Source organism: Bacteroides mediterraneensis (assembly GCF_016900355.1).
Classification (GTDB): domain Bacteria; phylum Bacteroidota; class Bacteroidia; order Bacteroidales; family Bacteroidaceae; genus Phocaeicola.
This window is the reverse complement of the sequence record NZ_JACJKA010000029.1, coordinates 1-19291: the sequence shown is the minus strand read 5'-3', so window position 1 is coordinate 19291 and position 19291 is coordinate 1. Positions and strand designations below refer to the sequence as shown.

Genomic DNA, 19291 nt, shown 5'->3' with positions numbered 1-19291 from the left:
AGGGGATAAAATCCTTTTTTTCTGCCTTGTGGAGGATGTTTTGTAGTGGATTTTTGTTTTCTTTGCATTTGTTTACTAGGCTAAATCTAAAGAATGAAAATTTACACACTTATAGTCCTCTTTTTTGTCGGAATCGTGCTTCCGTCTGGAGCCCAAAGGTTGCTGGAAAAAGATTTTCAGGTGCTGAACATGAACGACGGAATAGCCGACAATGACATTCATTCCATTGAAAAGGATGCCGAAGGCTTTATCTGGTTTGGTACCAGCAGCGGATTGAGCCGCTACGACGGGCAATCGTTCAAGACCTTCCGTATCACAGATGCTCCCCATCGCACAGTGGAGAAGGTGGTTTCACTTAATAAGGATTATCTGTTGCTCCGTTCGGAGCAGACCCTGTTTCTGTTCGACAAGCAGCGGGAACGCTTCCTTCCTCTTTGGAACGAGGAGCGGAATCAGACCGTGGCCTTCACCCGTTTTGTGGCAACCTCCGATGGGCATTGTTGGGGAATAACCGGTTCTGCACTTTCGGAAATGGACCTGGCTGAGGCTTCTTTTCGGGAAGATACGGCCTTCGTCCATCTGCAATCGACAGCGGAGGCCAATCCGGCATGTGAATTTCTGTCACTTTGTGTCGGCGAGGATGGGAAAAGTCTTTATTGTATCGGCAAGGGAGGAACAGTCTGTCGTTATGACCGCACAACCAGGAGGATGATGACCCTTTGTGTCCGGCAAATGTCGGAAGAGGTCCGGATTACTTCCGTTCTTCAGGGCGACGATTTTCTTTGGATTTCTACCATTGGCGACGGACTGTATGCTTACGACCTGACCACCCGTGTGATGCATCACTGGCGCTACAATCCGGCCAACCCCAACGAACAGCTCTCGCACAACGATGTGTTCCAGCTTTTGCCCCTGGGGGACTCCCGCTACATGGCCTTGACATGGAACGGCTATACGCTGCTTACATTGACCCCGGAGCGGGAATTGAAGATGCGGGCTTTTCATTCTTTCGAGAACAGCGGTAACCAGTACATCGAGACCCGCATGGTGACCGGCTATTACGACCCCGAAGGATTGCTGTGGATTGGAACGGAAGGAGGGGGCGTGCTGTTTTCTGACCTGCGCCAGCTTTTCTATCAGCAATATGCACAGGCACATTCCAACGAGCTGTGCGGTATCCAGATGGATAAGGAAGGCTACCTCTGGCTGGCCACTTTCCACAAGGGACTGCTGCGCAGCACGCGGCCTTTTGATGCGGCTGTGCCCGTGGATTTCCGCTCGGTGGAACCGGGCGTGGCGGTGGTACGTACCGTGTTGTGCAGTGCCGCAGACGTCCGTGGCGGACTTTGGTTCGGCTCTCAGGGTGGAAAAGTGCTCCGTTATGGAGAGGACGGCAGCTGGCAGGTGGTGGAAATTGTTCCGGAAAAAGGAAAATCACCAGAGGTGTGGAGCCTGTTGCCTCTGTCGGAAAATGAGGCCTGGGCGGGTACCAGCAGCGGACTTTACCGCGTGAATCTCCGTAAAGGAACTTCGGTGAAGGTGGAATGGAAGAATTCCCAGATTTCCAATCGTGTGCATGTACGGGCATTGGCTCGTAGTGATGCCCACACGTTGTGGCTAGGTACAGCTCGCGGCCTGTTGCGCCTCACGATGGAAGGAAACCGGGTGATGCGCTCGCATACTGGTTATGAAAAAGAAGCAGGCATGCCGGTAACGGACGTGGAAGTGCGGGCACTCCTATGGGGAAGCGACCGGAAATTGTGGGTGGGGTATGCCGGCAACGGACTCGGCGTATGTTCACCAGAAGCAGACCGCATTGTATGTCGTTACACCACCGAGGAGGGCTTGTGCAGCAATTTCGTGACCACTTTGGCCGAAGACGGCGATCATTCCTTGTGGGTGGGTTCCAATTCCGGTATCTCCCGTTTGAGTCGTCATTTACAGTCGTTCTACAATTTCTATATCTCGGGCAGCAACCGTTCTGTCTTTTTTGGAAAAGATTGTCTGTTTTGGGGAAACCACAGTACGTTGACCTATTTCCGTCCGTCGCGGCTTCGGTTTCATTATCCCATTGAGAAGGGAAGAGTGGTGTTTACCGACTTGGAAGTCAACCATGCTTCGGTACAGATTGGCGAGCATGTGAACGGACAGGTGGTATTATCACATTCCTTACTTTACACGAAGGAGCTACACCTGAACCATGCCAACCGCAATTTCTCGCTTTCGTTCTCCAACCTGCTTTACCTGAATAAGCTGCAGAAATACCTCTATCGCCTGTACCCGTATCAGGAGGATTGGATTATGGCCGATGAGGGTGATAAGATTTCCTACGACCGTCTGCCAGCCGGCAAATATACGTTTCAGGTAAAGACAGTCTTTCAGGACCAGAGTGAGGGAGAGGTGAGCAGTCTGGACATCGTGGTTGCCCCGCATTGGAGCGAGACCTGGTGGTTCCGTCTGCTGGCTACTTTCGGACTGGTGGGAATATTGTTGGTCTATATCCACCGCGTACGGCTGAAAGAAAAGCGCGTGCAGTATGAACTGCGGCTGGAACATGAACTTTTTACGGTGAACATGGAGCGCAACAAGGAAGTTGAACTCCGCAAGGAGCGTGAGAATTTCTTCACGATGGCGGCTCACGAGCTGCGTACCCCGCTTACCCTGATTCTGGCTCCTTTGCGTGAGCTTCTGTCCAAGACGCCGGCCTCAAATCCTTCCTATGCCAAACTGTCTATGATGTTCAAGTATGCCGAAGGACTACACACTCTGACCGACCGTCTGCTCTACGTGCAGAAGGCTGAAGCCGGGATGGTAAAGCTCCGTTTGTCAGAGGTGGATGTGGAAGCCCTGCTGGTAGACGTGGCGCAGGGGTTCCAGTCGCTGGCGGCCGAACGGAAGATAGATTACGTTTGGAAACTGGCGCCCGACTGTGTGCCGGTATGGGCCGACCGCGAAAAGCTTTCGTCGGTGGTGCAGAACTTGATTTCGAACGCCTTCAAATACACGCCGGAAGGAGGAAGCATCCACCTGAAGGTAGAACGGAAAGAAATAGACGGAGAGCATTTCTGCTGCCTGTCGGTGAGCGACACCGGAAAAGGCATTGATGCGGATCTGTTGCAGCATATATTCGATCCTTTCGTGACTGGAAAGGAAGCGCCCGCTGTTTCTACGCATGTGGGTATCGGCCTGAAAATCGTGAAACACATCGTCGAAATGCACCACGGACGGGTGACCGTGGACAGTGAGCCGGGCAAGGGCAGCCTGTTCTGTGTGTACCTGCCCGAAGGAAAATCGCATTTCAGAGAAGACGATTGTACATGGGAAGAAGGTTCAGCGGCCGCCGTTGCTCCGGAAGTCTCCTCTGTTGTACCGGAAATGATTTTCCCTGTGACATCGGAACATGTTGCAGAGGCGAAGGAAGAAAAGCCATCTGCCGCCCGTCAGACGGTGCTCGTCATAGAAGACAATACCGACATGCGTCACTACTTGTGCGAATTGTTGCGGAAGCAGTATCGGGTGCTGGAAGCCGAAAACGGAGAAGAGGGTTTGAAAACAGCCGTAGAGCAGGTGCCTGATCTGGTGCTGTCGGATGTGATGATGCCCGTGATGGACGGGTTCACCTGCTGTGCCGAACTGCGCAAGCGGAAGGAAACCGCCCACATTCCTATTCTGCTGCTCACTGCCAAGGCCGAGGATAAAGACAGTGTGGAAGCTTCCCGACGGGGAGCCGACGACTACCTGCGCAAACCGTTCAATCCGGAAGTGCTCCTGGCCAAAGTGGCCTGTCTGCTCGACATGCGTCGCCGTCTGAAACAGATTTACACCCGTACGTTGCTGCATGCTTCGTCTGCCGCGTCAGCTTCGACGGAGAAAGCGGAAAGCACGGAAAGCGAATTTATGCAGAAGGTGTGGGCTTGCATCGAGGCGAATGTCAGCAATCCCGATTTCAATGTCAAGGTGCTGTCTGGGGAACTTCACATGAGCCTGGCCACCCTCTACCGCAAGCTGAAGCAGCATACCGACCTTTCGGCCGTGGAACTGATTCGCCACATCCGCATGACCAAGGCCGCCTTGCTGCTGATGGAAACCAGTCTTTCGGTGACGGAAGTGGCCGAGCGCGTAGGTTTCAACGACCTGCCCACCTTCCGCAAGCATTTCACGGACATGTTCGGTGTTTCCCCTTCCAAGTATGCCGAGAGCGGGCAGGGCGGAAACAACAAGTCCCAGCCAGAGGCCGGGACCGGGGTGTGATAAATCAATCAGAGAAATATTGTGCGGATAAGTTTATCCGCACAGGCTCCGGTATTCGTTCGGGGTGTGTCCCACCAGCCGCTTGAACATGCGGCTCATGTGCTGCGGGTACTGGAAGCCCAGGCTGTAGGCAATCTCGCTCATGGGCTTGGTGGTGGAAAGCAGCAATTCCTTCGCTTTTTCAATCACCTTTCCCTGAATGTATTCCGAAGCCGTCCGTCCCGTCTGCTTGCTGATCATGTCGCCGAAATAGTTGGGTGAGAGGAAGACCTTTTCTGCGAAGTATTTCACCGTGGGCAGTCCCTCTTCCTGCGGTGCCGGACTGTCGAAATACTCGTCGAGCAACTGTTCAAAGCGCACGATGACGTCTTTGTTGGAAGCCTCGCGTGTGGTAAACTGCCGTTCGTAGAACCGCATGCAATAGTCCAGCAGCAGTCCGATGTTGGCCGTAATCAGGCGGCGGCTGTGCTTGTCGGCCGGACGCCGCAGTTCCGTGTCAATCTTTTGCAGACAATCCATCACCGTGCGCCGTTCGTCTTCCGACACGTGCAGGGCTTCGCGGGTTTCGTAGGAGAAAAAGGAGTAATGCTTGATGTCCCGTCCCAACTGCGTGCCTCGGATAAAATCCGGATGAAACAGCAGTCCGTGGCATTGGGGCAGCGTACCTTCCTTCATGCGGAAAGAGGCTACCTGCCCCGGAGCGAAACAGACAATCGTCCCCTCCTGGTAGTCGTAGGGCTGGCGTCCGTAGGTGATGTCTCCGCAACAGATTTCTTTCAGGAACAGGGCATACACTCCATAGTTGACTTTAAACTCCTGCGGCCACCGCGTAGCCTTCGACAAGTCGACCACGCTGACCATCGGGTGCAGGGTCTCCAGTCCGAAGAGCTGGTTGTATTTTTCCACTGAATCCAGTTCAATCACTTCTTCTTTCATCGTCTTTCCTCCGTTTATTCTCTGGCAAATTTACGATTTATTGTTGGAAACCGCAATATTCCCTTGGTGGCCTTTCCTTACGCTATCCCCAACAATTCAATCTCAAAAATCAGGGTGGAGCCTCCGGGGATGCCGGGTTGTGAGAATTTGCCGTAGCCCATCTCTGCCGGGAGGTAAATCTCCCATTTGTCGCCCACGCACATCTGCTGCATCGCGATGATCCATCCCTCAATGAGGTCGCTCAGGCGGAAAGCGGCAGGTGCACCTCCGCGGCTGCTGTCAAACTTCTTCCCGTTGATGGTCCATCCCGTGTAGTGAGCGGTGACGATGCTCCGCGGCGTGGGATGCTTGCCGTCGTTCGCTCCCGAAGCCAGTACCTTGTAATAGATTCCTTTGGGGAGCGCCTGTACTCCCTCTTCCTTCGCCTTTTCGGCCAGCCAGTCCTTGTTGGCCTGCATGTATTCTTTCTTTCCCATTTACAAATGATTTTGGGACAAAGGTACGGATTTTCCCCGGAAAGTTAAAACAGTCCCTGAATCCATTCCCACAGCTCCGTACTGAGGTAGACCACCGCTTGGGCGAGCCAATAGATGAGCACGCACAGCAACAGGATGCCCACGGCGGTGAGTACGGCCTTGCGGTTCACCTCCCGGATGATTTCCTGGTCGCCCTCCACGAAGCCCACAATCAGCCGGAAGTTCTTGGTGTACGAGCGGCTGAAAATGTCCAGCAAGTCGCCAATCCAGAGTGGGATGATGCCCAGCAGCATGTCTGTCAGCATGTTGTAGACGATGGCTAAGGTGAGAGGAATAGACTTGATTCTGAACAGGGACACGGCGAGGAAAGGCAGCGTCATGACAGACGAGAAGATATCGCCCGCCGTCGGAAAAAGCAGACCGATGAGAGGGTCCAGGAAATACCGGTCCATCACGTTCTTGATGGTCCTGATCAGTCGGTAGAGCGGGTCGGTTTCCCACTCCATACGTTGGATATTTTGTCTTGTAGTCTTCATTGGGTGGCTTGTCAGGTACAAAGATAGTAAATCCCGGCAAAAACGCTATCTTTGCATAAACTATTCAAGAAACCTATGCAACTCACCTATATCTTCCACAGCGGCTTTGCCCTCGAGACCGACCGCTGCATCCTCGTGTTTGATTATTGGATGGACCCTGCCGGCGTGATGCCCCGTCTGCTGCGGTCGCCCAAGCCGATGTACGTTTTCTCCAGCCATTTCCACGAAGACCATTTCAACCGCGACATCTTCTCCTGGCGGACCACGAAGACGGACCTCCGCTACATCCTTTCGAAAGACATCCTGAAACACCGCCGTGCGCAGAAGGACGAAGCCGACGCCTGGCTGGGCAAGGGGGCCACGTGGGCAGACGAGCTGGTGCACGTGGCCGCCACCGGAAGCACCGACAGCGGCGTGTCGTGGGTGATTGAGACCGGCGGCAAGCGCATCTTCCATGCCGGCGACCTGAACAACTGGTACGCCCGCTTCCTGACCGACGACTACCACGGAGGTATGGTCTACAGTCCCGATTTCGGCATGGACATCGACCCCTTGAAGGAAGAGAAACGTTACCTGGGCGAGCTGAAAGACATCCGCAAGCTCACCGACCGTTTCGACGTGGTAATGTTCCCCGTAGACGGGCGCATCGGCAACGGCTACACCCGTGGGGCCCGTCAGTTTCTCGACGTGTTTCAGGTCGGTCTGTTCGTGCCCATGCACTTCGTGGCCAGCGGTTTCGAATCGGCCTGGCGGATGAAAGAGTTCACCGACGCCAAGTCCGTCCCGTTCTGGAGCATCCGGCAAGAAGGAGAGACGTATGTGGTGGGCAAGCGCATCGAAGTGGTGGCGGCGGTCATCGTCCGCGACGGGAAGTACTTCGCTACCCAGCGCGGCTACGGCGAGTTCAAGGACTACTGGGAGTTCCCCGGCGGGAAGATGGAGCCGGGCGAGAGCAGGGAAGAGGCTCTGGTGCGGGAAATCCGCGAGGAGCTGGACACGGACATTCGGGTGGATGCCTTCCTCACCACGGTGGACTGCGAGTATCCGTCGTTCCATCTCACCATGCACTGCTACCTTTGCTCGGTGGTTTCCGGTAGCCTGGTGCTGAAGGAGCACGAGAATGCCGCTTGGCTGAAGCGGGAGGAGCTGGAGAGTGTAGCGTGGCTTCCGGCAGATGTGAGGGTGGTGGAGGAGATAAAGAGTCAGTTAGCTTCTTCCAGCCGTAACTTTATTCATGAGTGACTGGATTGTTTGTTGGGGGAGTAGTGTGATAGGTATCTTCTGTATCTTCCGCAGCCATAAGTGGTTTTTCTTCCTCGATGGAGTAGCTCACGGCGTGGTCTTTCAGGTAAATATGGTTGAGCGTATATTCCAGAGCCAGTAGCGTCTGCTCTCGTTTCTGAGGCTTCAGCTCACATTCCCATATCGTCATGCAATGCCAGCCCATTTGTGCCAGTTTCTGCTGCACCTGCTTGTCACGTTCTATGTTGCGTGTGATTTTCCGTGTCCAGAATTCCGTGTTGGTTTTGGGAATAGTGTAATATTTGCAGTTTTCATGTCCGTGCCAGAAACATCCGTTGACGAAGATGCAGGTGCGGTATTTCCGCAGCACGATGTCCGGACGTCCTGGTAGACGCGGATGGTTCAGCCGGTACCTGAATCCGTGGGCGAGCAGGTACTTTCTGACTATCATTTCCGGCTTGGTGTTGGCCGCGTGAATGGCAGCCATGTTTTTGTGCCGCTGGTCTTGAGAGAGGGTGTCCATGATTCTGTTTTGCTATTTTATGTAATTATACATCTTGATTACATCCTCAATGGAGATAACCTCTCCCGGGCGCATTATCTCATAAATAGATTTCCAGGTATCTCCGATATGAATATATTTCCCCAGCTTGAACTTCAGGCAAGGTTGTGTATTACCTTCTTTGTCTTTGTAACTGCCGAACTGTAGTTTCTCTATTTGATAGAAGCCGTCAATTTTTCCGCTCACCATAGGCAGGAAGTATTTGACTTCAATCAGATTAGTTGGCGGAATTTTTTCCATCGTGTATAGTTGGGCCTGATGGGTGCGGAAAGTTTTATAATTCTCATCCTTGACACGGATAAGTCCTGTAAACACATTTTTTACAGAGGTTACCATTTCCGTTGGAATTGCGCTATGTGTTTCCGAATCATACTGTTCAAACATCGGTCTCGGATTTTCTCCCATTTTACATTCCTGAATGACAAAATATTCATCCAATTTATCCAGGAGAATCCTGTTTTCATCTGGAAAGTCTTTGCTGAGAGCCAGAGAATAAATGTCTTTTTCTGGATAGGGAGTATAAATCTTTCCGAGCAATTCCTGGAAGTGCTCTTTGATATAGGATGCTGCGTTTACTCCGCTACGAGCTTTCATGGCGTGGAACTGGAAATTATCTTCTAGCATTTTCTGTATTTCCTGTCGGAATTTCTCTCTGACTGCGGCTTTCCATGAATCTTTTTGTAGGGTATTGTTTCGGGCGTACAAAGAAACCACATAAAGAAAGTTCACGTCATAATGGCATACAAGCAAGGTGTCGCGGTCGAACAGTCTGTTGTCAAATTGCTTGTTACAGAAATAAGTGTGCTGTTTGTCAGTGATTTGCAACTCTTCTTTGTAGTTTAGTTCCTCATTCAGACGGGCACTGATAAAGAAGTTTGGAATGATGTTATAACCTTCAGTTTGGTCATCCCGCAGTTTGGAGACACCTTTTGCTTTGGACAGGTTGACTTTCTCGTCCTCGCCATTCATGAAGAGGTTTAGGTTCCATTGAATCACATTGCGTGCATAAGTGAACTGTTTGTACACAGAGTGGCGACCTATAACATTGCCTCTCTTGTAATATTTAGAATCACCTATGTAGTAGATAGGCTGTTCCTCGGTAGTTGTCAGACTCTTGTAGGTGTACATGTGGTCTACCAACTTGCCGTCTTCCTGCTCCTTCAGTCCGTCAGGAATATTCTTGTCACCGATAAGTTCATCAATAATCGCTTCGAAAACGATGTTGAAATTCTTTACCAGCAGGTATTCCTGCAAATCCGTATTTATCTGTACCTGTCTTGCCGCATCAAAAAAGGCATAGCAAAGATTCCATAATTCCAGTGCCTTGTCGGAGAAATATTTGTATTTGATTTGCAGCAGGCGTGTTTTACCGATTCCGTTCAAGTATGTTTCAAACTGTTTCCCCTTGATCAGATTAAAGTGGCAGTCTATTTCTTTGGCAAATCCGTAATGGTCACCGATGTAGTTCAGGATGGAGAAAAATATAATCAGAAGTTCCTCGTCAAAGTTTATCTGCCTTTTTTTGTTGACCGGATTCAGGTATACAGGACGATTGTTTTGAACGATGGCTGTGGTTGTACCTATGGTACGTGTCCAGTTTATCTTGTTGTATCCTGAATGCAGGTTTTTCAAGATGAAGAAAAAAAGTTTCGGTTGTTCTTGTTGAATTGGATAAGCGAGAGCAGTATGTCCAGGAACGTGTTGCTTAACCTGCGACTGCCTTTTCCTATTTGAATAATCTTTTTGTGATATACGATGTCCGTCTGGTTGTTTCGATCTGTTCTGAATACATCAATCGTGCGGTAAATCCATACGGAAAACTCATAAATGAAGTCCTTTTCCTTCTGGGTAAGCTGGGTGTTTTTATCAAGATGAATGATGTCCTCCGGCTTATATTTACCGAAAACCATTTCTTTCCCATCTATGTCTTCCAGAAGAACCTTGGGCAAGATAAATACGCAGTCGTGCAGTTGGGTATTGTAAAAATAACCCACGTAATTCAGAACCACGTAGCCCTCCACATTTTCCAAGGCATCAATGCCATGGAGAATGTCTTTTACGCTTGCCGCAAGATATTTATGTCCTTCTATGATAATTCTCATCAGTATTCGACTTTTAGGTTAAGGCCTAATTTGTTAGATATAGCCTTTAAAATATTGCACATTGCTTTTCCATTCATTCCTTTTATGAAATAGAAACCATCAGATTCAATGTATGAATATTTTCCAGTATTATTTTCTATTTTCTCATATTTGTTGGAGCTTATTATTGGACAGCCTAAACGTGAATATTTCAAATCTGGAATTATCGGTGCTATTTGTGTCATTCCAATCTTCTTTATGGTATTGAGATAGGCATCAAAACGAGTTTTTCCGACAATCTCAGTTCCATCTGGGAATCGAACTTTCAGCCTGCTATTCCCATTTTTATCAATTCCCTCATCATCGTTCTCTTCTGCATCTACTTCAAGGTCATTGTTGGAAACCTCAACACCCAGATTGCTCAGGAATAAGTCAATCTTCTCATTCTGCACAATAGCTTTACCGCTTCTGTCAGCCTTATAGAACTTGTCAAAAGAAAGTGTACCTCCGTCTGTATCCTTGAAGATGGTTCCGTCGAATCCATAATCCTTGAATACATCATTCCATAGATAAAAGATGACTTTTCCCACAAAAGTTTCTGCACTGATATAGCCGTTTTCGGCTTTGCAGAAGAAAAAACCTAGTTTTTTGTCTTCTGAATTAGTGGTTGAGCCAATCTGAAGATTGATTTTTTCGATGAATGACCACCAGTCGTATTCGTTAGTACCTACACTGATTTTCCAGTTCAGCTCGTTTCCATTATCATCATAACCTTTTCCTATAGGCATGTACTGCCATTCCCAGCGGCGTTTGAAAGCTGAATCCACAGGGAAGAGTGACTGGTCGCTGGTGTTCATGGTTGACCATATATAAAGATTGTTCGGCAAAAGCAGAATTTCTCCTTTCAGCACTTGTTCTGTAATCTGTCGCCCGTTGTATAAGTTATTGATTCGTTCCGACTGAGGAATGGAAAGCCCATTGAACGCTTTGAAAAGCTGCTTTTTCATGTCGGTGTCTGTATAGATGGGGTAGTCAGAGAATCCTGTAGAATTTCGGTCAAGAAGTTGAAACAAATCGCCGAATACTTGGGCGCAATTACCTCTGTTGATTTCTTCGATAATGAGATATTGCTTTTGAGGTTCTGCGTCCTCAGCCGTTTCTGCATAGAATTTCCATGCCTGTATGTAGGCTTGAAGAAAAGCCTGATTGACAAATTCATATACAATCCGGTCTTCCTTGACTTCTTCTCCTCCTTCGATAATCTTATGACCAGCTACGTCACGCATCGTTACTTGGATGGTCGTAGGTTTGTAGGCACCGACAAATGTGGAATAATCACTGTCTGGATGGAATGTGGTACGGATAACGCTTTCATCCTTGGTTGTTTCATTAATGGTGTATGACTTACCTGTACCCGGAGCACCGTAAAAGATAATCTGGTGTGGCTTTTTGTCTTTGTGCGGTACTCTGTTGTTGGTTGCAGTATTGATGACTTTCTCCTTTCCTAAAGCCATTTTGGCCATTAATGTCAATGTGGAAGTATATCCATATTCAAACTTATCAATTTGGGTTAGTCCAGACAGGGCATTACGAGCATCAGTAGGTGAAGCATCAGGGTGTTTCTCAAAATAGTCGATATATTCTTTCAGGAGAGATTTTGATATAGTGCGCAAACCGTATGCTCCTTTACTTGTAGACTCTACAAGATAGCAAAGCCTGTCTTCATCTATTATTCGTATTTGTCCGTTTTCGGATGAATCGTTCTTGTGGAGTGGTGTATATTGTGACATAATGGTTTTATTTTGATAGATAATTCATTGAGTTATGTAATTACAAAGGTATTATAAAACACAATAATAAATGACAGAAATATTCTTTTTTGTGTTGCTTTATCATTGTTTTTTCTTGAAAAATTTTGTAAATTTACCTCGACACGAACGTGACGAGGTCTTGACACGTTCGTGCGGATGTCTCGTCACGTTCGTGATGAGGTCTCGGCAGCTACGTGTCGAGGTATTTTTGTGGAAGAGTTTGGAAAGGAAGAGTGAAACGATAAAACAGATACGGTTATGGCTATTAAATTTGACTTGTTTGAGAATCCGGTAAAGGACGGAATTGCTGCCCCGAAGCTGCATGCAAAAGTGATTACAAAGGATGTGGTGACCACCCGCGAAATCCGGGAGGCGATACACAGGAAATGTACCGTGGCCCCGGCGGATGTGGCTGCCGTCATCACGGCCCTGAACGATGAACTTTATGAGTACCTGAGCAACGGGTACGCTGTGCACTTGGACGGCATCGGGTATTTCAGTCTGAGCCTGAAATGTGCGCCGGACATTAACCCGAAGTATGTGAAGGACGACGATGTAGAGGTGAGAAGTATCAAGTTCACGCCCGACAAAGACTTGATTGACCGTTTCCGGAGTGTGTATCTGGAGAGGGAGGTGGACGAGGCACATCATTCTGCCAAGTTGGACGAAGAAGAAGTGCAACAGAAGTTGGCGGAGTTCTTCAAGACTCATTCTTTCCTGCAACGCCGCGACTTTGAACGGCTCACGGGTTTCAACCAGTCGAAGGCTACGCGGGTGATTCGGGAGCTGGTGCAGAAAGGGGTGTTGAAGAATGCGGGGACGAAGTTTCAGCCGGTGTATTTGAGTATATATGACAGTTTGGTTGGTTGATTTCGATACTTGCTAACATAATTTTGATAATATGTTTTGACAAATTTTATTGTGTGAATTTGTACTAAATAAAATAGAAGCCCATATGTTAAAGTTTTTTGCAGTGTGGAATAATAATTTAATTGGGAAAAAGGTTAAATTTGCGAAGTAATTTTTGAATAACAATAATGAAGAATAGCTGTTCATTAAAAGCAATTGATTTTTTTTGTGGAGGAGGCGGTATGACGTATGGTCTTCGCCAATCGGGTGTTGATGTAATTGCCGGCATTGACTTTGCTAAAGAATGTAAAGAAACTTATGAAATAAATAACCCAACTTCAAAGTTTGTATATTCAGATATAAAACAGTTGGAAGTTGATTATTTTGAAAAGCATTTTTCTATTCAACGAAATGATGATAATTTAGTATTGATAGGGTGTAGTCCCTGTCAGTATTACAGCATAATAAATACAAGTAAAAATAAATCAAGAGGTAGTAAGGATTTATTAAAAGAATTCATAAGGTTTGTTGATTATTATAATCCAGGATTTGTTTTAGTAGAAAATGTTCCTGGCATTCTTTCTAAATCAGATAGCGTTTTCCCTGAATTTGAACAGTTCCTTAAAAGTAAAAATTATTTATACAAATTTGAAATTGTAAATATGTGCTATTATGGGGTTCCACAAACAAGGAAGAGATTTTCCCTTATTGCTTCAAGATTAGGTGATGTGGAGCTACCTAAACCAGATGAAAAGCCATCTTTATTATGCGAATTTATAGGCCCGGAGAATGGATTCCCATGTATTGAAGCTGGACATAAAGATGAAACAGAATTTATGCATACAGCTTCAAAATTAGCTCCAATCAATGTTAAAAGGTTGGAAATAACTCCTTTGAATGGAGGTTCACGCCTGGTGTGGAAGGATGACCCGGCTCTTCAACTTAAATGTTATGTAGGTAAAGATCATAGCTTTACTGATGTATACGGTAGACTGCGTTGGGATAAACCTTCTTCTACTATTACCACAAATTTTGTAAAAATTACAAGTGGACGTTTTGCACATCCAACGGAGAATAGAGGATTATCTATACGTGAAGGTGCTACGTTACAGACTTTTCCTAAAGATTATAAGTTTTGTGCAAATAGTATTCTAGCCAATGCAAGAATTATAGGAAATGCGGTACCTCCTGAATATGCAAGAAGATTAGGAATTTTATTATATGAATTAAAAGAAAAGTACAATGGCACAATTTAGAACAAAAGCGAGAGCTGTTGATTTATTGGGAAAAGGTCAGATTGCAGATTTGCCAACAGCTATTTCTGAGTTATGGAAGAATGGATATGATGCTTATGCAAAAGAGTTAAATTGTGATTTGTATTTACCCGGTTATGCAGACGTTGAATCTCCTATTTTTAGTTTGTCGGATGATGGTTTCGGTATGACGCAAAATGACATATTAACAAAGTGGATTGTTTTAGGCACAGATTCGAAATCAAGAGGAAAAACTTTTTTAACGGATGAACAACGTTTTAATTTAAGCCCAAGAACACCTATGGGTGAGAAAGGTATTGGTCGTTTGTCTGTAGCATATTTAGGTTCTCCAATGTTGATGTTAACCAAAAAAAAAGAAGAGCCTTGTCAAATGCTTTTAATGGATTGGCGAATTCTTGAAAATTATAATCTATTTGTTGATGATGTAAATATTCCTCTTTCTGAGTTTAGAAATATTGAACAATTTCGGTATAATCTTCAAATTATGAAATTGGAATTTTTGAGTAACTTTCAAAATAATATCAGTGCTTGGAGTGAACAAGAAAGTTTGCATCAAAATATTGTAGATAGTGTTACTTCCGTTAAAGTTCCTAATGTAATAGAAAAAGAAATAGAGGATTTGTTTCTTTCGCAAGATAAACATGGAACACGCTTTCTCATCTTTCAACCTGATGAACAACTTTTAGATTTGGCTTATTACAATGCTAATGATGATGATAATTCTACACTGTCTGAACTTAAACGTTCTCTCAGTGGAATATATAATTTGTTTATGCAGCAAAAGCCTGATTTTAATACAGCTTTTAATATTAGGGACGAAAATGGTAAGTATGATATAATTCGCGATTTTTTTGATCATAGTGATTTTGAAAAGGCTGACCATTATATAAAGGGATCTTTTAATGAAAATGGCGTTTTTGATGGTATTGTGCGAGTTTATAAACAGACCTTTTCTTATAAATTTAGACCTGTTCGATTGCCAGGTAAAACACCTTATGGCCCATTTGAAATAGAACTTGGTGAAATTGAAGGACGTCAAAAATATTCATTGCTGTCCCCTGAAGAATATGACGTCATGGATGAAAAAACCAAGAAGTTTGGAGGACTATATATTTATAGAGATAATTTTAGGGTCCTACCTTATGGTAGAACAGATTACGATTTCCTTAAATTTGAGGAACGTAGATCTAAAAGTGCAGGGCACTATTTCTTTAGTCATCGTAATATGTATGGATATATAGCTATTACGCGAGAGAAAAATAAAACTCTTACAGATAAAGCTGGGAGGGAAGGGCTTATAGAAAATAAAGCTTATAAAGAATTCAAAAAGAATTTAATAGATTTCTTTACTGATATAGCTAAGAACTTTTTTGCTTCCTCTAAGGATGATGTCACAGCTCATTCTATCCAAATGGATGAGATTGCTCGAAAAAATGAAAAAGTTCTAGAGGCTGAAAAGAAAAAAGCTAAGCAGACAAAAGCAAAGTTAAATTCAGACTTGAAAGCTAATGAAGTAAAAATTCTTGAGTTACAGAATGAGATAATAGAACTCCATCTCCAATTAGAATTGAAATCTAAATCTTTGGAAACAACTTATAATGAGTACCAGGATTTAGCGAAGTTGCTTTCTCAAAAGAAAGAACAGCTTCGAAGTTTGAAAATACAAAAGCCGTCGCGTATAAAATTAAGTTCAATTCAGGAGAAAAAATATACAGAATATACTGGAGTATATAATCAGATTATAAAGTCATTGATTGCTTGTGATAATGAAATAATAAAAGTAAGGCAAAAATTTGATGTTGAGAATCTTAGAAAGGATTATGAAAACAATTATCTTGCAGTATTAAGAGAAATAACAACTACTGTCAATTCATATGTGAAACGTACATCTTTAGCATTTGAAAATATTCGTAACAATTTTATGGAGGAAGGTAAATCATATAGTGACTCATTTAAAGAAGAGATTTCAAATATGATTAGTACCTTAAACACAAAAGAAGAGTATGAAAAGGCTATAGAGTGTATATTGTCAAGTAAAGAATCTATTTTAGCACAAATTGATTCAAGATATTCATCATTTGTTACACATATTGAAAATCTGAGTTTTGATATAGATGATGACGTCTTAATTGGATGGTATAAAGAACAACATAAAAAATTAGAAGAAAAGTTGGAGGCTACTGATGAATTGGCTCAACTAGGTATTTCTGCTGAAATTATAGATCATGAATTAAATGTGCTCCATTCCCAAATGGCTGCATCTATTCGTTATTTAGGAGATTATGCAGCAAATCATTCTGAAATATCAAATCAATATAGTCAATTAAAAGTGGCATTTGAGCATATGGAGGCTAATTATAAAATGTTACAGCCTCTATATAGAATGTCACGTAGGCAAAAAAAGACTTTTACAGGTTTGAATTTGTTAGAATCTCTAAAATTGTTTTTTGCTTCTAAAATTAGAGATTTGGAGGTCAATTTTGATGCTAGTGATGATTTTAAGAATTATACTTTTTTTACATTTGAATCGGTGATTTATTCGACATTTATCAATATAATAAATAATGCATTGTATTGGCTGATTCCTGTTTCTGAGCGTAGGATATATATTGAATATTGTACTGAAAATGAAGAAATTCTTGTAATGAATAATGGTGAAAAAATAGCTGACAATTTATTAGAAGATATATTTACTTTATTTTTTACAAGAAAATCTAATGGGCGTGGAATAGGGTTATACTTAGCTAGAAGAAATTTGAATTCTATAGGTCTGGATATTATCGCAAGTAATGACAAAGAGTATAATAAGTTAAATGGAGCTTGTTTTGTCATTAGGCCATATAAAAAATAACAATTATGATAAGTACAGAAGATAAAAAAGCTGTTATATATAATGCAATTAATTCAGCTATTTGTATAGATGATCAATATGAGTCTCCATATTGTGACATCCCTGAAAATCGGAAATATTTTGATGATTCAAAAGAATTGTATATTTCATTTAGGAAAGATGGAAAATGTGATCTTGACATATATAAATTTCGAGGTTATGATGGATTTGATAACGATAAAGACTTTTTGCTGAATCATAAAGACTTGATGATTCTTGATTGGGAATTAGATGCTACTTTCCGAATAAAGCATGAGAGCACATTAAAGATTTTAGATAATGCAGTTGCTAATAAGTATATAAGATGGGTAGCAATATATACTAACGAACAGGATGATTATAATATTTTATTAAATATATACGCTTATTTTTGTATTAGGAAAACATCTGATGAACTCAAGGCGGAAATTAATGATAAATTTTTTGAAGTATTGGGAATAGTTGAGGAAAAATCAGAAGCAGAAGATGTTGAAACTGATTTTATGAAAAAACTTAATGATATTGTTTCAGCTTTTACGCTAAGTCCTAAAGAAGAGCAAGACTGTATAATTAAAGAATTTAAGCATTATATTTATAGTTTGTTCCCTCAAGAGGATAGTCGTGAATGTTGTAAGAAGTTGAGGGATATAGTAAAAGATGATTTAAATATTTTATTGACATATTATGAGATTGTTAGTAAAAATTTAGAGATATTACACAGGGTGGATGAAAAAAAATACTCTGTCCATATATTGGGTAGAAATTATCTTTTAATTAATGGGACTGTCATTTTTGTCTTGAAGAAAGAGATAACTCCTGATGATGTTTATGGAAAAGTAACAGATGCTATTTGTAATATTCCAAATCAACGTACATTGTTGTTGTCTTTAATGTTGAAGAATATACTTTCTGAAGAATTAGGCATAGGTGGAAAAGGTTTAGGTGGAATAACTGATCGAATGTTATTACATCATTGGGAGTCTTATGAAGAAAAAAATATTGATAACCTCATTGAGTTTCTTGTGTTGTGTATTAAAGAGGATATAGCGGAATCAATGAGGACATACATAGATACCGGAAAAATAGAAAGCCTTTTTGGGAGAGGTGATGACGAGAAAAAAGATATAGTAAAAGATTGTGAATTAGCTCTCTTTAATAAGATTATAACATTTGTGGATAAAAAGAAATTATCAAATCAAGAGCGCCACCAAATAAAAACTGGAGATATTTTTAGATTGAAGACGAAATTGTATCCTATTTCTAAAGATGGATCTGGGAATGCTGAGTTTGAGGAGTATATTATTTGTGTTTCACAAAGCTGTGATTGTTTACATCCTAAGAAGATTCATAATAACTATGCTTTTACATATGGAAATACTTATGACGTTAAACTTAGCACTGCTTTACGAAATATTGAGAAAGAAAATTGTTATTCTATCATTTCAGAAAATCAGGCTATTAAATGGAATGATAACTTCTTGACAATTTATATAGAAAATAATGTATTTAATGTTGAGGAGGAAATTACTGTTAAAATAGAAAATAAGGATATACAATTAGAGTATATTGGGGGGCTAAAAGATTTTTATGCCCAGCGCATTGTAAATAAGATTTTTAACCATGCCCTTAGAATTGGAGTTGATTTACCGCATATTCAGTAAGAGTTTTATGGCAGATAATTGATTGTATGAAATAGAGGTGGTATTTCCCGATGTGAATAATAGTAAGCTTCCAAAATTGGCGTATTGACTAGCATGGTTCTTTCCCATACCTTCGTGCTAAACTTAAAACTTGAAAGATTATGTTTAGCGAAAAAGACTTTGAAAGACTGTGGTTCCTATACAAAACCGAGGGTGAGCCCAAAGGGGTTTCCATCAACTCATTCTGCATTAGCAACAATATTCCATACACGGCATTCTATGACTGGTTCAAGAAGGCACAAAAGAAGGTTGTACCTGTAGAAGTGGAAGGAATTCCGGAAGAGTTGATTCGGACAGGTAAGCTTCCAAAATTGGCGTATTGACTAGTATGTCCCTTTCCTTTACCTTCGTGCTAAACTTAAAACTCGAAAGATTATGTTTAGCGAAAAAGATTTTGAAAGACTGTGGTTCCTCTACAAGACCGAGGGCGAACCCAAAGGAGTTTCCATCAACTCATTCTGTATTAGCAACAACATTCCTTACACGGCATTCTATGACTGGTTCAAGAAGACACAGAAGAAAGTTGTACCTGTAGAAGTGGAAGGTATTCCTGAAGAGTTGATCCAGGCAGGCAATGAAGGTAAGCATTCGTTAAACTACAGGTATTGAACTTTATATACAACAATAGCGACTGTCACTATAAACCTAATAGTTGCAGTCGCTATTATTTTGTTGAACCTATATGTTGCAGTCAGCACCGGTTG

Annotated in this window: 15 protein-coding genes and 1 pseudogene; 9 read left to right on the top strand and 7 right to left on the bottom strand. The window is 43.3% G+C overall.

What is annotated here, in order from left to right:
* The first annotated feature begins 93 nt into the window (after positions 1-93).
* Positions 94-4251: a hybrid sensor histidine kinase/response regulator transcription factor gene (locus H6A28_RS13080; protein WP_204480746.1), complete on the top strand. Its 4158-nt coding sequence runs from the start codon at positions 94-96 to the stop codon at positions 4249-4251.
* Positions 4252-4284: 33 nt separating this feature from the next.
* Here H6A28_RS13080 and H6A28_RS13075 read toward each other — a convergent pair whose 3' ends face one another.
* From H6A28_RS13075 to H6A28_RS13065, 3 genes are all read right to left on the bottom strand, one after another.
* Entirely contained in the window at positions 4285-5187 is a 903-nt protein-coding gene (locus tag H6A28_RS13075; protein WP_204475948.1) for a helix-turn-helix domain-containing protein, read from the bottom strand.
* A gap of 77 nt (positions 5188-5264) precedes the next feature.
* On the bottom strand, positions 5265-5663 hold the full coding sequence (locus H6A28_RS13070; protein WP_072542485.1) for an FKBP-type peptidyl-prolyl cis-trans isomerase: 399 nt from the start codon (positions 5661-5663) through the stop codon (positions 5265-5267).
* 44 nt (positions 5664-5707) lie between these two features.
* The gene (locus H6A28_RS13065) at positions 5708-6199 is read right to left on the bottom strand and encodes a DUF4112 domain-containing protein (RefSeq protein WP_239465368.1); all 492 of its coding nucleotides are present in this window, start codon (positions 6197-6199) and stop codon (positions 5708-5710) included.
* 75 nt (positions 6200-6274) lie between these two features.
* On the opposite strand from H6A28_RS13065, the pseudogene H6A28_RS15225 reads away from it, so the two are divergent.
* Together H6A28_RS15225 and H6A28_RS15220 are read left to right on the top strand one after the other, a co-directional pair.
* A pseudogene (locus tag H6A28_RS15225) lies at positions 6275-7015 on the top strand (MBL fold metallo-hydrolase); the annotation flags it as partial.
* Positions 7016-7018: 3 nt separating this feature from the next.
* Positions 7019-7441 carry a (deoxy)nucleoside triphosphate pyrophosphohydrolase gene (locus H6A28_RS15220; RefSeq protein ID WP_345944571.1) on the top strand — a complete coding sequence of 141 codons (423 nt, stop codon included), beginning with the start codon at positions 7019-7021 and terminating at the stop codon, positions 7439-7441.
* Here H6A28_RS15220 and H6A28_RS13055 read toward each other — a convergent pair.
* From H6A28_RS13055 to H6A28_RS13045, 4 genes are read right to left on the bottom strand one after another with little or no spacing between them, the layout of a single operon-like run.
* Positions 7428-7964: a very short patch repair endonuclease gene (locus tag H6A28_RS13055; protein WP_204480744.1), complete on the bottom strand. Its 537-nt coding sequence runs from the start codon at positions 7962-7964 to the stop codon at positions 7428-7430. The genes H6A28_RS15220 and H6A28_RS13055 overlap by 14 nt on opposite strands.
* Positions 7965-7976: 12 nt before the next feature.
* The gene (locus H6A28_RS13050) at positions 7977-9635 is read right to left on the bottom strand and encodes an LlaJI family restriction endonuclease (protein WP_239465367.1); all 1659 of its coding nucleotides are present in this window, start codon (positions 9633-9635) and stop codon (positions 7977-7979) included.
* The gene (locus H6A28_RS15215) at positions 9632-10105 is read right to left on the bottom strand and encodes a TLD domain-containing protein (protein ID WP_239465366.1); all 474 of its coding nucleotides are present in this window, start codon (positions 10103-10105) and stop codon (positions 9632-9634) included. The genes H6A28_RS13050 and H6A28_RS15215 overlap by 4 nt, the downstream gene beginning before the upstream one ends.
* On the bottom strand, positions 10105-11874 hold the full coding sequence (locus tag H6A28_RS13045; RefSeq protein ID WP_204480742.1) for an AAA family ATPase: 1770 nt from the start codon (positions 11872-11874) through the stop codon (positions 10105-10107). The genes H6A28_RS15215 and H6A28_RS13045 overlap by 1 nt, the downstream gene beginning before the upstream one ends.
* A 279-nt stretch (positions 11875-12153) precedes the next feature.
* On the opposite strand from H6A28_RS13045, the gene H6A28_RS13040 reads away from it, so the two are divergent.
* The 6 genes from H6A28_RS13040 to H6A28_RS13015 all read left to right on the top strand — a co-directional run bounded on the left by H6A28_RS13040 (position 12154) and on the right by H6A28_RS13015 (position 19196).
* On the top strand, positions 12154-12765 hold the full coding sequence (locus tag H6A28_RS13040) for an HU family DNA-binding protein (RefSeq protein WP_204480740.1): 612 nt from the start codon (positions 12154-12156) through the stop codon (positions 12763-12765).
* A 167-nt stretch (positions 12766-12932) separates the two neighbouring features.
* Positions 12933-14000: a DNA cytosine methyltransferase gene (locus tag H6A28_RS13035; protein WP_204480738.1), complete on the top strand. Its 1068-nt coding sequence runs from the start codon at positions 12933-12935 to the stop codon at positions 13998-14000.
* A complete protein-coding gene (locus H6A28_RS13030; protein WP_204480736.1) occupies positions 13987-16869 on the top strand; it encodes an ATP-binding protein in 2883 nt (960 codons plus the stop codon). The genes H6A28_RS13035 and H6A28_RS13030 overlap by 14 nt, the downstream gene beginning before the upstream one ends.
* Before the next feature lie 5 nt (positions 16870-16874).
* On the top strand, positions 16875-18548 hold the full coding sequence (locus H6A28_RS13025; RefSeq protein ID WP_204480735.1) for a response regulator receiver domain: 1674 nt from the start codon (positions 16875-16877) through the stop codon (positions 18546-18548).
* A 140-nt stretch (positions 18549-18688) separates the two neighbouring features.
* Positions 18689-18910: a hypothetical protein gene (locus H6A28_RS13020; protein WP_204480733.1), complete on the top strand. Its 222-nt coding sequence runs from the start codon at positions 18689-18691 to the stop codon at positions 18908-18910.
* A gap of 52 nt (positions 18911-18962) precedes the next feature.
* Complete coding sequence (locus H6A28_RS13015) at positions 18963-19196, top strand: hypothetical protein (RefSeq protein ID WP_204480732.1); 234 nt, start codon at positions 18963-18965, stop codon at positions 19194-19196.
* Positions 19197-19291 lie beyond the last annotated feature (95 nt).

What these genes read in the sequence shown, in the direction of transcription:
- H6A28_RS13020 (WP_204480733.1), top strand. Translation starts at nt 18,689, where the DNA reads ATGTTTAGCGAAAAAGACTTTGAAAGACTGTGGTTCCTATACAAAACC.
- H6A28_RS13025 (WP_204480735.1), top strand. Translation starts at nt 16,875, where the DNA reads ATGATAAGTACAGAAGATAAAAAAGCTGTTATATATAATGCAATTAAT.
- H6A28_RS13035 (WP_204480738.1), top strand. Translation starts at nt 12,933, where the DNA reads ATGAAGAATAGCTGTTCATTAAAAGCAATTGATTTTTTTTGTGGAGGA.
- H6A28_RS13045 (WP_204480742.1), bottom strand. Translation starts at nt 11,874, where the DNA reads ATGTCACAATATACACCACTCCACAAGAACGATTCATCCGAAAACGGA.
- H6A28_RS13065 (WP_239465368.1), bottom strand. Translation starts at nt 6,199, where the DNA reads ATGAAGACTACAAGACAAAATATCCAACGTATGGAGTGGGAAACCGAC.
- H6A28_RS13040 (WP_204480740.1), top strand. Translation starts at nt 12,154, where the DNA reads ATGGCTATTAAATTTGACTTGTTTGAGAATCCGGTAAAGGACGGAATT.
- H6A28_RS13055 (WP_204480744.1), bottom strand. Translation starts at nt 7,964, where the DNA reads ATGGACACCCTCTCTCAAGACCAGCGGCACAAAAACATGGCTGCCATT.
- H6A28_RS15215 (WP_239465366.1), bottom strand. Translation starts at nt 10,105, where the DNA reads ATGAGAATTATCATAGAAGGACATAAATATCTTGCGGCAAGCGTAAAA.
- H6A28_RS13080 (WP_204480746.1), top strand. Translation starts at nt 94, where the DNA reads ATGAAAATTTACACACTTATAGTCCTCTTTTTTGTCGGAATCGTGCTT.
- H6A28_RS13030 (WP_204480736.1), top strand. Translation starts at nt 13,987, where the DNA reads ATGGCACAATTTAGAACAAAAGCGAGAGCTGTTGATTTATTGGGAAAA.
- H6A28_RS13070 (WP_072542485.1), bottom strand. Translation starts at nt 5,663, where the DNA reads ATGGGAAAGAAAGAATACATGCAGGCCAACAAGGACTGGCTGGCCGAA.
- H6A28_RS13015 (WP_204480732.1), top strand. Translation starts at nt 18,963, where the DNA reads ATGTTTAGCGAAAAAGATTTTGAAAGACTGTGGTTCCTCTACAAGACC.
- H6A28_RS13075 (WP_204475948.1), bottom strand. Translation starts at nt 5,187, where the DNA reads ATGAAAGAAGAAGTGATTGAACTGGATTCAGTGGAAAAATACAACCAG.